Here is a 15,361-nt window from a genome sequence, read left to right as displayed (position 1 = left end):
ACGCTCCGCGTGGTAATGCCTTTCATGACGCTCCGCGTCATCCATAAAAGCGGCTTCAGCCCTTGGCTTGTAACTCGCGCAGCCACGCCAGGCCTTCGCTGGTATCACCCTTCGGGCGATATTCGCAGCCAACCCAGCCTGTGTAGCCCAGTTCGTCAATAACGTCGAACAGGTGTTGGTAGTTCAGTTCGCCCAGATCCGGTTCATTACGATCCGGTACGCCTGCGATCTGGATATGCCCAATGCCTGCAAAATCCCGGCGCAGTTTGGTGGTCAGGTCGCCCTCGACGATCTGGCAGTGGTAGCAGTCGAACTGCACCTTCAGGTTGTCAGCGCCCACCAGCCTGCAGATTTCCTGTGCCTGATCCTGGCGGTTGAGGAAAAAGCCCGGCATGTCACGGGTGTTGATCGGCTCGATCAGGATCGTGATGCCAGCAGACCTGGCGCGCTCAGCCGCGAACGCCAGGTTTTCCAGATAGACCGCCTGATGACGTTCACGCAGGCTTTCGCTCGGCAGCAGACCGGCCATGACATGCACGCGGTCATTGCCCAGCACCTGCGCATATTCCAGTGCCTGCTCGATACCGCTGCGAAACTCCGCTTCACGGCCCGGCAACGTGGCAATGCCTCGCTCGCACGCATCCCAGTCACCCGGCGGGGCGTTGAACAGCGCCTGCACCAGACCGTTATCGCTCAGTCGCTGTTTGAGTTCCTGAGGGCTGTAGGCATAAGGGAACAGGTACTCGACCGCGCCGAAACCATCGGCAGCGGCTGCGGCGAAGCGCTCAAGAAAATCATGCTGCGGATACAGCATGCTGAGGTTGGCGGCAAAACGAGGCATGTTAACTCCAGTCTTCAAAGGGCCAGTCTTCAAAGGGTCAGACGAATGGCCAAAGCAGCAGGGTGATCACGAAGCCCAGCGTGCCGAGCAGCGTGACCAGTACGGTCCAGGTGCGCAAGCCGTCGGCGACGTTGAGGCCCGCCAGCTTGGTGAACATCCAGTAGCCGGCATCGTTGATGTGCGACATGGCCAGACCGCCGCCGCCCATTGCCAGGCACAGCAGGGCCAGGTGATTGGCGCTCAGGTCCAGCGTGGCGATCAACGGGCTGAGAATACCGGCAGTGGTCACCAGCGCTACGGTGGTCGAGCCCTGAACCGCACGCAGCAACAGCGTTAGCAGGAAGCCCAGCGCCAGCACCGGCAGACCGGTGTTGCGCAGTGCCTCGGACACCACTGCACCGATACCGGTATCGACCAGCACCTTGCCGAATACCCCACCGGCACCGGCAATCAGGATGACCATCGCCACACCCGGCAATGCCGAGCCGATTACGTCCGACACCTGAGTGCGGCTCCAGCCGCGACGCGAACCCAGCAGCCAGGCGCAGAGCAGGGTATCGATCAACAGCGCAACCAAGGGTGCACCGAGAACGGTCAGCACGGCACGCAACGTTGACGTTGCTGGCAGCAGGGTGGTGGCCAGGGTTCCCAGCAGAATCAGCACGATCGGCAGCAGAATCAGGGCGATGATCAGCCCGAAGCCGGGTGCAGGCGCTGGCGGCAGTTTGCCCGCCAGGCTGCTGGCGCTCTCTTCGACGCCCATTGTTCTGGTTTCGGTGGCCTCGCGCACGCCGGAGTAATCATTGCGTGCCCAGGCTTCCAGGTCTTCATTGGTGATGTGCGGACCATAGACTTCGGCGCGGATGTCATCCGTCATCGGGTAGGTCTTGCGGGTCATGCGGCCTGCCACGAAGTAACCGATTGCGCACAATACCGCCACGATCGGAATACCCAGCATCAGCACTCGGCCCAGATCCGCTCCCAGCTGACTGGCCGCGGCGACTGCGCCTGGGTGAGGCGGCAGAAACGCATGCACTGCCAGCAGTGCGGCGCACATCGGCAGGGCGAAAATCAGCAACGGCTTGCGCGCCGCACGGGCCACGCCATACGCCAGGGGCATAAGGATGATCACGCCGACCTCGAAGAACACCGGGATGCCGACCATGAAGCCTGCAACGGTCAGCGCCAGCGGCGTGCGCTTGTTGCCGAAGCGGTTGATCAGGGTCCGGGCCAGCGCTTCTGCGCCGCCCGACAGCTCGATGATGCGTCCGATCATCGCGCCCAGGGCGATGATGATCGCGATATGGCCGAGCGTCTTGCCCATGCCGCCTTCAATGGTGGCAACCAGGTCGGCCGGTTTAACACCTGCGACCAGCGCCACGATGATGCTGACCAGCATCAGGGCAACAAAGGGCTGGAATTTATACTTGAGCACCAGAAACAACAGCAGTGCGATGCCCGCACCGGCCACAACCATCAACATGAGCGGCGTCATGCCCGTGCACTCCGGTCAATGGTGATAAAGACTGACAACGAAACAGCGGGATAGGGGTGAGTCATGCTCTCGATTCCTGTTGTTATTGTTTTTCGGCCGAGAGGCGCAGTGCGCCCCTCGATCAATGTGTGTCCGTTACCACTTCGCGCCGAACACCTGACGCAGTTCCTCAAGCGCCGCCGGGTCCAGCGGCGCAGGTTTGGGGTTGCTCATCAGCCATAACCGGGCGGTTTCCTCCAGCTCCTCCAGGGCATAGCAAGCCTTGGCCACCGAGCTCTCCCAGACCACCGGACCAAGCCGTTCGAGCATCACGCCGCGCACGCTGTTGGCCAGTTCGGCCACGCGCTCGGCGACTTTCGGCGAGCCTGGACGCTGATAGCCGATCAGCGGGATGTGCCCGACCTTCATGACCTGATAGGGCGTCAGTGGCGGCAGAATGTCGTCTTCACGCCACACGCCTGCCAGCGTCAGAGCAACCAGATGGGTCGAGTGGGTATGCACCACGCCGCCGACCTGTGGGTTGCGGTCATAGACTTCGCGGTGCAGGGCCAGGGTCTTGGAGGGCTTGCTGCCCGATACCCATTCACCGGCAAGATTGACCTTGGCAATCTCTGTCGGGTCCATACGGCCCAGGCAGGCATCGGTCGGGGTGATCAGCCAGCCATCGTCGAGCCGTGCACTGATGTTGCCTGCGCTGCCCACCGTGTAGCCGCGGCCATACAGCAGCCGGCCGACGTCGCAGATTTCCTGACGCAGGGCGTTTTCATCGATCATCAGGCTGCCCCCGCCAATTGCTTGAGGGCCTTGGCGAAGAAGTCGCGAGCGCCGAAATTGCCGGATTTGAGTGCCAGTGCCAGCGGTTGCGCGCCGCTGCTGACGGTGGCCGGAACACCCGGATCGATCTGTGCGCCGATCTGCAGCAATTGCACGCCCAGCGCCTGAACCACGGCTCCGGAGGTTTCGCCACCGGCGACCACGAAGCGGCGTACGCCGGCGTCCAGCAGCCCCTTGGCGATTTCGCCGAGTGCGGCCTCGACCATCGCGCCGGAGCGCTCAACGCCCAGTTCTTTCTGCACGGCTTTGACTTCTTCCGGGGTGCTGGTGGCGTAGATCAACACGGCCTGCCCGGCATCTCGGGCAAACGCCAGCGCCTGCTCGACCACCGGCTTGCCTGCGGCCAGCTCCAGCGGATTGATGCGCAGCGCAGGTCGATCCGCTTCCAGCCAGGCCGCAACCTGACCGTTGGTGGCAACCGATGCGCTGCCGGCCAGAACCACCTCACCGCCACCGATGGCGATCTGTCTGGCAGCGTCGATGTCACGCAGCTTGCCCGCTTTGCGGAAATTGCCCGGCAGGCCCAGTGCCAGACCCGAGCCACCGGTCAGCAGCGGCAGGTCGGCACAGGCTTCGCCCAGGGTGTACAAATCCGCATCCGACAGGGCGTCGGCAATCGCCATGCTCACGCCTTCGGCACGCAGTTCGGCTATCTTGCTGCGCACGCTGTCCACGCCGCTGGCGACTGTGTCGTAGCGCAACAGGCCAACCTTGCCGGTGGTCTGCGCTTGCAGTACACGCACCAGATTGGCGTCGGTCATTGGTGTCAGCGGGTGGTTCTGCATGCCGGACTCGCTGAGCAACTGGTCCTGTACGAACAGGTGACCCCGGAAAATCGTGCGGCCGTTTTCCGGAAAGGCCGGGCAGGCGAGGGTAAAGTCACTGCCCAGTTGTTGCAGCAGTGCTTCGCTGACCTGGCCGATGTTGCCCGCCGCCGTAGAGTCGAAGGTCGAGCAGTATTTGAAGAAGATCTGCTCGCAACCGCGCTCGCGCAGCCACTCCAGTGCCGCGAGGGATTCAGCCACCGCCTCGGCGCTTGGCGTAGTGCGGGATTTCAGGGCGATGACTATCGCGTCCGCGTCCAGACCCGCTGCCATTTCGGCTCCGGGGATGCCTATGCTCTGTACAGTGCGCATACCGCCGCGCACCAGCATATTGGCCAGGTCGGTCGCGCCGGTAAAATCATCGGCAATGCAGCCCAGCAGCGGGCGAGCGTTATTCAGGCTCATCAATCGCTCCTCAGGCTTTTTCTGACTTGGCTTTCGGCAATTCGATGCCCGGGAAAATCTTGATCACGGCCGAGTCATCCTCGCGGCCGAAACCGGCGCTGGACGCCTGCATGAACATTTGATGCGCAGTGGCCGACAGCGGCAGCGGGAATTTGCTGCTGCGTGCGGTATCCAGCACCAGCCCAAGGTCCTTGACGAAGATATCCACAGCCGACAGCGGGGTGTAATCGGCATTGAGAATGTGTGGCACGCGGTTTTCGAACATCCACGAATTACCGGCACTATTGGTGATCACTTCATACAACGCGTCAGCGTCGACGCCTTCGCGCAGACCCAGCGCCATGGCTTCGGCGCTGGCCGCGATGTGCACGCCGGCGAGCAACTGATTGATGATTTTGACTTTCGAGCCCAGCCCGTGGACGTCGCCTAGGCGATACACCTTGCCGGCCATGCCGTCGAGAATGGCTTCTGCCTTGGCGTAGGACTCAGCCGGACCGGAGGTCATCATGGTCATCTGACCGGCAGCGGCCTTGGCTGCGCCACCGGAGATCGGCGCGTCGAGGTACAGCAGGTTCTGTGCCGCCAGGCGCTCGCCGAGTTCGACCGCAAAGGTTGGCGCGACGGTGGCGCAACCGATGACCAGGCTGCCCGGGCGCAACGCGGCAATGGCACCGTTTTCGCCAAACAGGACGGTTTCGGTCTGCTCGGCGTTAACCACGACAGTGATGATCACATCGCAGGCAGCGGCCATGCTGGCCGGAGAATCACAGGCAACGCCACCTTCCTGAGCGAATGCTTCGGTCACGCTGGTGCGCACATCGCAGGCGTGCACCTTGAAGCCGCTGCGCAGCAGCGAGCGGGCAATGCCCAGACCCATTGCACCCAAGCCGATAACGCCAACATTTTTGCCGGTCATGCAGTAATCCTCAACGTCAGTGCCGATGCCTGTGAAGCTGGCATTCGAGCGTTATTGTTCTGATCTGTGAATCGGATAGTGAATCAATGAGTAAATAATGTGAAGTATTTTTATTTTTCACAAAAATTAACATCGATAGGCTTTTTCCATCGCGCACAAAAAAGCCCCTGACCGGGGCTTGATTGAGGTGCGTTGGCAGTCGGCGCTGGCGGCCGCCCTTCACGGGTCAGAATTTCGGCACTGGCGCGCTGGTGGCGTTCCTCAGCGAACCGCTTTCCTGACGCACGACTTCTTTGGGCTTGTACGCGCAGTAACCTGGGCGCGGCCCGATTTTCGGGTGGTTGCGGCAGGTGTCCGGGCGTTTGTCATAGATGGTGCACAAGCGGCTTTTACGGTCCAGATACAGGCAGTCGTTGTTACTCATGCGCTGCAACGTGAAGATTTCCGACTTCTGGTTGTAACGCTCGACGATGCCTTCCTTCTGCAAACGCTTGGCGATGTTCTTGGCCGGGTCGCCGCGTTCGAACTCATCGACAATACCGATGCGGATCAGGTCCTTGATCTTCACTTCTACCGGCAGCGTGCAGCAACTGGACACGCAGCCCCCGCACATGTGGCTGGAGTATTTGGCCCAGGTGTCGATGCGATCGAGTTCTGCGGCGGCGATCAAGGTGGGTTTCATTTTATTTCAGAATTCCGGGTGTATCGGGGCGCGCGATCATACCGGTCCGCGGCCATTTGCAGTAAGGAAAAATTGTCGAGGCGACTGTCGGTCAGGTGGGGCGCGGGGAAACGCTCGCAAGGTCCATGCCTGCCGACCGTATTCAGTCAGCAGGCATGGCCTTGCACGCATTGTGTTGCTGGGGCGAACTCAGGACTTGAGTTTGTCGTCGGCCCTGAACATGCTGCGGATCCCGCGTACGGCCTGGCGGATACGGTCCTGATTCTCGATCAGGGCGAAGCGCACGTGATCGTCGCCATACTCACCGAAACCGATGCCCGGCGAGACGCAGACCTTGGCTTCGGCCAGCAGCTTCTTGGCGAACTCAAGCGAGCCCAGGTGCGCGTAGGCCTCGGGAATCTTTGCCCAGACGTACATGGAGGCTTTCGGGTTTTCGACCATCCAGCCCAGTTCGTGCAGACCTTTGACCAGTACGTTACGGCGCTGACGATACTGCTCGGCGATGTCGAGCACACACTGCTGATCACCTTCCAGTGCCGCAATGGCCGCCACCTGCAGCGGTGTGAAGGTGCCGTAGTCGTGGTAACTCTTGATCCGCGCCAGCGCGCTCACCAGCTCGGGATTACCAACCATGAAGCCGATTCGCCAGCCAGCCATGTTGTAGCTCTTGGACAGCGTAAAGAACTCGACGGCAATGTCCTTGGCACCAGGCACCTGCATGATCGACGGGGCTTTCCAGCCGTCGTAGACGATGTCGGCGTAGGCCAGATCGTGGACCACCAGCACGTCATACTGTTTGGCCAGCGCGACAACGCGCTCGAAGAAATCCAGCTCTACGCACTGCGCGGTCGGGTTGGACGGGAAGCCCAGGATCATCATCTTCGGCTTGGGAATCGAGCCGCGAATGGCCTTCTCCAGTTCGGCGAAGAAGTCCACACCGGGCACCAGCGGCACCGACCTTACCTGGGCGCCGGCAATCACGGCACCGTAGATGTGGATCGGATAACTGGGGTTGGGCACCAGCACCGTGTCGCCCTGATCCAGCGTGGCGAGCATCAGGTGCGCCAGGCCTTCCTTGGAGCCGATGGTGACGATGGCTTCGCTTTCGGGGTCGATATCGACCTCGTAGCGCTTCTTATACCAGTTGGAAATAGCCCGGCGCAGGCGTGGAATACCGCGTGAGGTGGAGTAACCGTGAGTGTCTTCGCGCTGGGCCACGGTCACCAGTTTTTCGACGATGTGCGGCGGTGTGGCCCCGTCGGGGTTGCCCATGCTCAGGTCGATAATGTCCTCACCACGGCGGCGCGCAGCCATTTTCAGCTCGGCGGTGATGTTGAATACATAAGGGGGGAGTCGATCGATGCGCGCAAAGCGGCGCGGCGAACCTTGGTCTGCCATGAGTATCTCGCGTACGTAAGCGCCCGGAACCGTCCGAGCGACGTGGCCACATGAGGCGGCCTGCCGAGAAGATAAATGGCCTGATAGCATTTTGTCCATCGGGATTTGCGGCGCAGCACCGATAGCGATATTCGGACCCCACCAAACGACCCGGCGGTGTAGAATCGGCGCTATTCATCGCCAGTCATCCCCCGGCGGGTTTATGAGCTCAGGCCGAGTACACGGTGATCCCGTGGTGTTCGGTTTCTTCGCTGCCTGCGGTCACTGCCGCTCGCCTGCGACGTCAATAGAAGCTCACTCCCTTCCTGATCAGCCTTATTTTTGCCGGAGTGCTCCAATGCCTGATTACCGCTCGAAAACCTCCACCCACGGCCGCAACATGGCCGGCGCCCGTGCCCTTTGGCGCGCCACGGGCATGAAGGATGAAGATTTCAAGAAACCGATCATCGCCATCGCCAACTCCTTCACCCAGTTCGTACCCGGCCATGTCCACCTCAAGGACATGGGCCAGCTGGTCGCTCGTGAAGTCGAACGCGCCGGTGGCGTGGCCAAGGAATTCAACACCATTGCGGTCGATGACGGCATCGCCATGGGCCACGACGGCATGCTGTATTCGCTGCCAAGCCGCGAGATCATCGCCGACTCCGTCGAATACATGGTCAACGCGCATTGCGCCGACGCCATCGTGTGTATTTCCAACTGCGACAAGATCACCCCCGGCATGCTGATGGCGTCGTTGCGCCTGAACATTCCGGTGATCTTCGTCTCTGGCGGGCCGATGGAAGCAGGCAAGACCAAACTGGCCAGTCACGGCCTGGATCTGGTCGACGCGATGGTCATCGCTGCCGATTCGACTGCCAGCGACGAAAAAGTCGCGGAGTACGAGCGCAGCGCCTGCCCGACCTGTGGTTCGTGTTCCGGCATGTTCACTGCCAACTCGATGAATTGCCTGACCGAAGCGCTGGGCCTGGCGTTGCCGGGCAACGGTTCTGCGCTCGCCACCCACAGCGACCGCGAGCAACTGTTCCTGCAGGCTGGCCGGACCATCGTTGATCTGTGCCGCCAGTACTACAAGGAAAACGATGACTCGGTGTTGCCGCGCAACATCGCCAACTTCAAGGCGTTCGAAAACGCCATGACGCTGGATATCGCCATGGGCGGTTCGACCAACACCATCCTGCACTTGCTGGCAGCGGCTCAGGAAGCCGAGATCGATTTCGACCTGCGCCACATCGACCGTCTGTCGCGCAAGGTGCCGCAGTTGTGCAAGGTCGCGCCGAACATCCAGAAGTACCACATGGAAGACGTGCACCGTGCCGGCGGGATTTTCAGCATCCTCGGCGAGCTGGCCCGTGGTGGTCTGCTGCACACCGACCTGCCGACGGTACACAGCAGGACGCTGGCCGAAGGCATTGCCAAATGGGACATCACCCAGACTGACGACGAAGCCGTGCACACCTTCTTCAAGGCAGGCCCGGCGGGCATCCCGACGCAAACTGCGTTCAGCCAGTCGACCCGCTGGGACAGCCTGGATGACGACCGCGAAAACGGCTGCATCCGCAGCGTTCAGCACGCCTATTCGCAAGAAGGTGGCCTGGCGGTGTTGTACGGCAACATCGCGCTCGATGGATGCGTGGTGAAAACCGCCGGTGTCGACGAGTCGATCCACGTCTTCGAAGGCAACGCCAAGATCTTCGAAAGCCAGGACAGCGCCGTGCGCGGGATTCTGGCTGACGAGGTGAAGGCGGGCGACATCGTGATCATCCGTTACGAAGGCCCCAAAGGGGGTCCGGGCATGCAGGAAATGCTCTACCCGACCTCGTACCTGAAGTCCAAAGGGCTGGGCAAGGATTGCGCACTGCTCACCGACGGTCGCTTTTCTGGCGGTACATCCGGGCTGTCCATCGGCCACGCCTCGCCGGAAGCAGCGGCGGGTGGTGCGATTGGTCTGGTCCGCGATGGCGACAAAGTGCTGATCGACATCCCGAATCGCTCGATCAACCTGCTGATCGACGATGCGGAAATGGCCGAGCGTCGTGCCGAACAGGACAAGAAAGGCTGGAAGCCGGTCGAGTCGCGTCCACGCAAAGTGACCACCGCGCTCAAGGCCTACGCTCTGCTGGCAACCAGTGCCGACAAGGGTGCTGTGCGCGACAAGGCTCTGCTGGACAAGCTTGTGCCTTGATCCGCACCGTAAAAACCAAAAAGCCCGGCAGAGATGCCGGGCTTTTTGTTGGCCGCTGATTTAACGCAGGCGACCGAAAGGGAGCGCTTACTTGCGGTCCGCAATCACCCCGATCAACACCAGCACCACCAACAGCACCGGTGCCAGGCTGTAGTTGTTGAACTGGCTGAGGCCGCGCACGACCCACGGTGTGGCGTAGATCAATGCCGCGCCGCTGCCGACCGCGCACAGCAGAGCAATGAGCGGGATGCGCAGGGCACCTGTAATGCCGCTGATGCGCTGTTCCAGCCAGCCTTTTATGTCCGAGCCGAACAGCACCAGCAAACAGCCCACCAGCGCGAGCGCGATTTCCGAAAGATTGCTGCGACTCCAGCGCGAAACGGTGGCGAGCAGATCGAGTACGAAATCCATGCAGGGTCCTTAGATCAGAAAGTATTGCAGCAGGTCATTGAGGAACAACTGGCCTTGTGGCGTGGCGATCAGACGGCTCGGATCCCTATGCAGCAGACCCTTTTGTTCGGCCTGACGGCGTGCCTCGGCGAGCGAATCGAGGCTTAGACCCGTTCTTTCGCGAAATAACGCAGCCTCCACACCATTTGTCAGTCGCAGTGCGTTCATCAGGAACTCAAACGGTAATTCGTCCAGCGGCAACAGCTTTGCGCCGGCCTGAAAAGGCTTGTCCGGGTTCAGGTAATCCTTGGGCAGCCGGGTCTTCCAGGTACGGATGATGCGCCCGTCCGGATGGCTCAACTTGCCGTGTGCGCCCGCGCCAATGCCGATAAAATCACCGAACGCCCAATAATTGAGGTTATGCCGCGCCGGTTTCCCGGGCTGCGCATAAGCCGACACTTCGTATTGCGCGTAGCCATGAGTGGCCAGCAACTGCTGTCCGGTTTCCTGAATGTCCCAGAGAATGTCGTCTTCCGGCAGCACCGGTGGCTGATTCCAGAACACCGTATTGGGTTCCAGGGTCAGTTGATACCAGGACAGATGAGTCGGTGCGAGGGCAATGGCCTGACGCAGATCATCCAGCGCCTCATCCTGTGATTGGTCCGGCAGACCGTGCATCAGGTCCAGGTTGAAGTTGTCGAAACCGGCCTGGCGCGCCATGTCTGCGGCGCGAATCGCTTCGTCACCGTTGTGAATCCGCCCCAGTGCCTTGAGTTTGGACTCCTGAAAGCTCTGAATGCCGATGGACAGCCGATTGATCCCCAGACTGCGATAGGCGCTGAACTTGGCTTGCTCGAAAGTGCCGGGGTTGGCTTCCAGCGTGATCTCGATATCGCTGGCGAAGCGAATGCGTTGTTCCACACCTTGGAGCAGGCGGCCCAAAGCGTCGGCGCTGAACAGGCTCGGCGTGCCGCCGCCAAAGAAGATCGATTGCAGCTCGCGGCCGTAGACGTGCGGCAGGTCAAGGTCCAGATCGGCGAGCAGGGCGTCGACGTATTCCTGTTCCGGCAATACGGGGCTTGCGGTGTGCGAATTGAAATCGCAGTACGGGCATTTGCGCACGCACCACGGAATGTGGATGTACAGCGACAGCGGCGGCAGGTGCGGCAATGCAGGGCGCGGGCCCTGCGACGAGAAACCGTTCGCGCCGGGAAACAGCGGCTGCGCAGGCGAATCATGGGTCATTGCAGGCCCAGGCGTTGCCGCAACAGAACCATGGCGCGGGCGCGATGGCTGAGCTGGTTTTTCTCGTCCGGACCCAGTTCGGCACTGGAGCAGTTACGCTCCGGCACCCAGAACAGCGGATCGTAGCCGAAACCGTGTCCGCCGCTGGCTGCATGCAGGATACGTCCGTGCCAGAGGCCTTCACAGAGAATAGGCAGCGGATCGTCGGCGTGACGCACCAGCGCCAGTACGCAGACGAACTGTGCGCCACGCTGCTCGTCCGGCACATCTTTCAGCGCCTCCAGCAGCTTGGCATTGTTGGCAGCATCGCCCTGGCCGTCGGCGTAGCGTGCGGAATAGATGCCCGGCGCACCGCCGAGGTAGTTCACCGCCAGTCCTGAGTCGTCGGCCAGCGCAGGCAGACCCGAAAGGCGTGCGGCGTTGCGTGCCTTGAGGATCGCGTTCTCGACGAACGACAGGCCGGTTTCTTCCGGCTCTACCAGGCTGAACTCGCTGACCGAGCGCAACGTCACGCTGCCGCCGAGCATGGCCTGGAGTTCTTTGAGTTTGCCGCCGTTGTGGCTGGCCAGTACGAGTTGTGCAAGGTTCATGGTTGGCCTGTCATGGTGCCTGAAAACGTTCGGTTAAACGGCAATCTTGTGGTCCGTCAGCCCTGGACTGGTGACGCGATAAATGCCTATCTCGCCCAGCAGATTGGGCCAGAGCTTGCTGGCCCAGCCGTGACGGTGCTGTTGATCGACCGCCAGCCTGTCGAGCACCTGGGCGTCCCGCTCACGGCACAGTTCTTCAAAGTCGCCAAAGGTGCAGAAGTGAATGTTCGGTGTGTTGTACCAGGTGTACGGCAGGAACTCGGAGACCGGCATGCGCCCCTTGCTCGCCAGATACCAGCGGCAGCGCCAATGGCCGAAGTTCGGGAAGGTGATGATGCATTGGCGGCCGACGCGCAGCATCTCGTCGAGAATCCGGTCCGGGTAGTGCACCGCTTGCAGGGCCTGGGTCATGACCACGACATCGAAGCTGTTGCTGGCAAAGTTGCCCAGCCCCTTGTCGAGGTCCTGTTCGATGACGTTGATGCCCTTGGCGACACACTCGGCAATATTGGCCGCGTCGTTTTCCAGACCGTAGCCGGTGACTTGCTTGTGATCGCGCAGCCAGGTCAGCAATTCGCCGTCGCCACAACCCAGGTCGAGCACGCGGCTGCCTGCGGGGATCCATTCCTGGATGATTTCCAGATCGGCTCTCATGACGTCCTCACAACGAAATTCGGTTCATGTAATTACCGAAAGCCTGCAGGTAGCGCGGAATCGGGATCAGGAAGGCGTCATGGCCTTGAGGTGCGTCGATTTCCAGGTAGCAGACGTCCTTGCGCGCCGCCATCAGTGCGTCCACCAGTTCGCGCGAGCGCGCCGGCGAGAAGCGCCAGTCGGTGGTGAACGACATCACGCAGAATCGGGCGGTGGCGTTGGCAAACGTCTTGGCCAGATCATCGTTGAAGTTGGCGGCGGGGTCGAAGTAGTCCAGCGCTTTTGTCATCAGCAGGTAGGTATTGGCGTCGAAACGGCCGGAAAACTCTTCACCCTGATAGCGCAGATAACTTTCCACCTGAAACTCTACGCTGTGGAAATCGTAATTGAGTTTTTCGCTCTTCAGGCCACGGCCGAATTTTTCGCCCATCGAGTCATCCGACAGGTACGTGATGTGCCCGACCATGCGCGCCAGCATCAGGCCGCGTTTGGGGATCACGCCGCGTTCCTGGAACGAACCGCCGTGGAATTCCGGATCGGTGAGGATCGCCTGGCGGGCGACTTCATTGAACGCAATGTTCTGTGCCGACAGCTTGGGCGCAGAGGCGATTGCCAGACAATGGCGCACACGGTCCGGATAGCTGATGGTCCATTGCAGTGCCTGCATGCCACCCAGGCTGCCGCCAATCACTGCGGCCCACGTATCGATACCCAGCAGATCGGCCAGCCGCGCCTGACTGTTGACCCAGTCTTCGACGGTTACGACCGGGAAATTGGCACCAAATGGCTTGCCGGTGTCCGGATCAATGCTGCTCGGGCCGGTCGAGCCGTTGCAGCCGCCCAGATTGTTGAGGCTGACGACGAAGAACCTGTTGGTGTCAATCGGCTTGCCAGGGCCGATGCAACTGTCCCACCAGCCGGGTTTGCGGTCATCGGCGCTGTGAAAGCCTGCGGCATGGTGATGTCCGGACAGCGCGTGGCAGATCAGCACAGCGTTGCTGCGTGCGGCGTTGAGTTGACCGTAGGTTTCGTAAATCAGGTCATAGGCTGGCAACGAACGACCGCATGCCAGCGCCAGAGGCTCGCTGAAATGCGCCGTTTGCGGTGTGACCAGTCCGACAGAATCGTGGGGGAATACCGTGGGCATCGACCCTGCTCTCGCGTGAATGAGGCGTAAGTCTAAAGATCGCGGGGTGCAGCGGCAATAAGGGATGTTGTGAGGCGTAAATCAACGGCCCGATAGTGACAGAACTATCGGTGTTCTTGCGGACGCCTATCGTTCCTCACGCTCCAGCGTGGGAATGCTTTGGGTGACGCTCCGCGTCACAGATCTGCGCCGCTCTGCACGACCAGGATCGGACGCAGAGTGGCCAGAAATGCATGCCCACGCGGAGCATGGGCACGATAGTTACAGGGTGATCGTTCCTCACGCTCCGGTGGGCGCAGGAATGCTTACATCAGCAACCGCAGTACATCCGGCATGGCGCTCATGGCGGCGAGATTGTTGATGACCAGCATGTCCAGCAGCTTGAGTACCAGAAATGCGAGGATCGGCGAGATGTCCAGCCCACCCAGGTTCGGCACGATCCTGCGGAAAGGGGCCAGTGCCGGTTCGCAGATCTGGTTGACCAGTTCTGCGCCGGGATTGCTGCTGCCCGGTGCTACCCACGACAGAATCACGCTGATGATCAGGGCAAAGAAGAATATCTTCAGGAACAGTGCCGTTACGCCGATGATCGACCAGAGCAGGAGGTGCAGCGGGTCGCCCGTAGTGCCGAACATCAGCAGCAGGGTCAGGGCCATCAGGATCATCTGCACGATGATCGCCAGCACCAGCGACGACATGTCCAGACCGAACAGACTGGGAATGATGCGTCGCAGCGGCTTGAGCAGCGGCTGGGTGGCGCGCACGATGAACTGGCACAGCGGGTTGTAGAAGTTGGCCCGCACCAGTTGCAGCACAAAGCGCAACAGCACGATCAGCAGGTAAAGACTGCCGAGCGTCTGCAGGACGTAAATTGCAGCGGTGTTCAATCCGATCATCGATCTGCTCCAGAAAACCCAAAAATTATTTGCCCAGTTGCTCAGCCAGTTCGGCTGCACGATGGTCTGCGGCGCTCAGTGCCGTTTCCACCAGTGCTTCGAAGCCGCCCGCCTGAAACGCCCTGATTGCCGCCTCGGTCGTCCCGCCCGGTGAGGCAACGCGACGACGCAGTTCGCCCGCATCCACATCACTGCCGGTCGCGATCAAGGCTGAGCCCAGTGCGGTTTGCAGGGTAAGCTTTTTGGCGATGTCTTCCGGCAGGCCCAGTTTCACGCCTGCCGCCGTCATCGCTTCCATCATCAAGAAGAAATACGCAGGACCACTGCCGGACACTGCAGTCACGGCGTCCATGTGTTTCTCCTGCTCGACCCATACAGCCACCCCGACTGCCGACAAGAGATGCTCGGCCTGCTCGCGCTGTTCGGCCGTGACCTTGTCGGTCGCGTACAGCCCACTGGCACCTTGACGCAGCAATGAGGGCGTATTGGGCATGCAGCGCACGACCGGCTGATCGCCAAGCCATTGAGTCAGGCTGGCGCAGGTGATACCGGCCGCAACCGAAACAATCAGCTGGTGAGGCTCGAGCCCGGACTTCAAGGCCTGGCAGACGTTTTTCATCATCTGCGGCTTGACCGCCAGCACCACGACGTCCGCGCCCTTGATCGCATCGATGTTATCGGCAAATACCTGGATGCCATGATCGTTTGCGATGCGTTCGCGGGTTTCGGCGCCCGGCGCGCTGGCACAGATCAATGTTGCGTCCACGCCTTGGGCGCGCAGGCCGCCGATCAGGCTGGCGGCCATGTTTCCGGCACCGACGAAGGCAATACGAGTCTTGCTCATGAAGGGGTCCTTGTG

15 protein-coding genes are annotated in these 15,361 nt (G+C 61.0%); 1 reads left to right on the top strand and 14 read right to left on the bottom strand.

Features of this window, described 5'->3' with window-relative positions; all coding sequences use genetic code 11:
- Positions 1-55: 55 nt before the first annotated feature.
- From otnI to alaC, 7 genes are all read right to left on the bottom strand, one after another.
- Positions 56-841, bottom strand: coding sequence for a 2-oxo-tetronate isomerase (otnI, locus tag ALO80_RS20915; protein WP_055010367.1), 786 nt, complete (start codon positions 839-841; stop codon positions 56-58).
- A 37-nt stretch (positions 842-878) separates the two neighbouring features.
- Entirely contained in the window at positions 879-2,336 is a 1,458-nt protein-coding gene (locus tag ALO80_RS20910; RefSeq protein ID WP_055010366.1) for a GntT/GntP/DsdX family permease, read from the bottom strand.
- A 135-nt stretch (positions 2,337-2,471) separates the two neighbouring features.
- Positions 2,472-3,110 carry a 3-oxo-tetronate 4-phosphate decarboxylase gene (otnC, locus tag ALO80_RS20905; protein ID WP_054988381.1) on the bottom strand — a complete coding sequence of 213 codons (639 nt, stop codon included), beginning with the start codon at positions 3,108-3,110 and terminating at the stop codon, positions 2,472-2,474.
- Positions 3,110-4,399 carry a 3-oxo-tetronate kinase gene (gene otnK, locus ALO80_RS20900; protein ID WP_055010365.1) on the bottom strand — a complete coding sequence of 430 codons (1,290 nt, stop codon included), beginning with the start codon at positions 4,397-4,399 and terminating at the stop codon, positions 3,110-3,112. The genes otnC and otnK overlap by 1 nt, the downstream gene beginning before the upstream one ends.
- Positions 4,400-4,409: 10 nt before the next feature.
- On the bottom strand, positions 4,410-5,315 hold the full coding sequence (ltnD, locus tag ALO80_RS20895) for an L-threonate dehydrogenase (protein ID WP_055010364.1): 906 nt from the start codon (positions 5,313-5,315) through the stop codon (positions 4,410-4,412).
- Between the two features lie 226 nt (positions 5,316-5,541).
- The gene (locus ALO80_RS20890; RefSeq protein WP_003422458.1) at positions 5,542-5,997 is read right to left on the bottom strand and encodes a YkgJ family cysteine cluster protein; all 456 of its coding nucleotides are present in this window, start codon (positions 5,995-5,997) and stop codon (positions 5,542-5,544) included.
- Positions 5,998-6,186: 189 nt separating this feature from the next.
- Positions 6,187-7,395, bottom strand: coding sequence for an alanine transaminase (alaC, locus tag ALO80_RS20885; protein ID WP_054988377.1), 1,209 nt, complete (start codon positions 7,393-7,395; stop codon positions 6,187-6,189).
- 337 nt (positions 7,396-7,732) lie between these two features.
- On the opposite strand from alaC, the gene ilvD reads away from it, so the two are divergent.
- Positions 7,733-9,580: a dihydroxy-acid dehydratase gene (gene ilvD, locus ALO80_RS20880; RefSeq protein WP_055004876.1), complete on the top strand. Its 1,848-nt coding sequence runs from the start codon at positions 7,733-7,735 to the stop codon at positions 9,578-9,580.
- An 87-nt stretch (positions 9,581-9,667) separates the two neighbouring features.
- On the opposite strand, the gene ALO80_RS20875 is transcribed toward ilvD, so the two are convergent.
- From ALO80_RS20875 to proC, 7 genes are all read right to left on the bottom strand, one after another.
- Positions 9,668-9,991 (bottom strand): DUF3392 domain-containing protein, encoded by a 324-nt coding sequence (locus tag ALO80_RS20875; protein WP_002551720.1) that lies wholly within the window; start codon positions 9,989-9,991, stop codon positions 9,668-9,670.
- Between the two features lie 9 nt (positions 9,992-10,000).
- A complete protein-coding gene (gene hemW, locus ALO80_RS20870; protein WP_055010363.1) occupies positions 10,001-11,215 on the bottom strand; it encodes a radical SAM family heme chaperone HemW in 1,215 nt (404 codons plus the stop codon).
- Positions 11,212-11,805: an RdgB/HAM1 family non-canonical purine NTP pyrophosphatase gene (rdgB, locus tag ALO80_RS20865; protein ID WP_055010362.1), complete on the bottom strand. Its 594-nt coding sequence runs from the start codon at positions 11,803-11,805 to the stop codon at positions 11,212-11,214. The genes hemW and rdgB overlap by 4 nt, the downstream gene beginning before the upstream one ends.
- Before the next feature lie 33 nt (positions 11,806-11,838).
- Positions 11,839-12,459, bottom strand: a complete 621-nt coding sequence (metW, locus tag ALO80_RS20860) for a methionine biosynthesis protein MetW (RefSeq protein ID WP_003414343.1) — start codon at positions 12,457-12,459, stop codon at positions 11,839-11,841.
- Positions 12,460-12,466: 7 nt separating this feature from the next.
- Positions 12,467-13,606 carry a homoserine O-succinyltransferase MetX gene (metX, locus tag ALO80_RS20855; RefSeq protein WP_054986067.1) on the bottom strand — a complete coding sequence of 380 codons (1,140 nt, stop codon included), beginning with the start codon at positions 13,604-13,606 and terminating at the stop codon, positions 12,467-12,469.
- A 305-nt stretch (positions 13,607-13,911) separates the two neighbouring features.
- Positions 13,912-14,502 carry a YggT family protein gene (locus tag ALO80_RS20850; protein ID WP_054986068.1) on the bottom strand — a complete coding sequence of 197 codons (591 nt, stop codon included), beginning with the start codon at positions 14,500-14,502 and terminating at the stop codon, positions 13,912-13,914.
- A 25-nt stretch (positions 14,503-14,527) separates the two neighbouring features.
- Positions 14,528-15,346, bottom strand: a complete 819-nt coding sequence (gene proC / locus ALO80_RS20845) for a pyrroline-5-carboxylate reductase (protein ID WP_055004873.1) — start codon at positions 15,344-15,346, stop codon at positions 14,528-14,530.
- Positions 15,347-15,361: the final 15 nt, after the last annotated feature.

It is taken from the genome of Pseudomonas caricapapayae (assembly GCF_001400735.1).
GTDB classification, from domain to species: Bacteria; Pseudomonadota; Gammaproteobacteria; order Pseudomonadales; family Pseudomonadaceae; genus Aquipseudomonas; species Aquipseudomonas caricapapayae.
The sequence above is the reverse complement of the archived record's forward strand: the minus strand, read 5'-3'. Positions and strand labels throughout refer to the sequence as shown.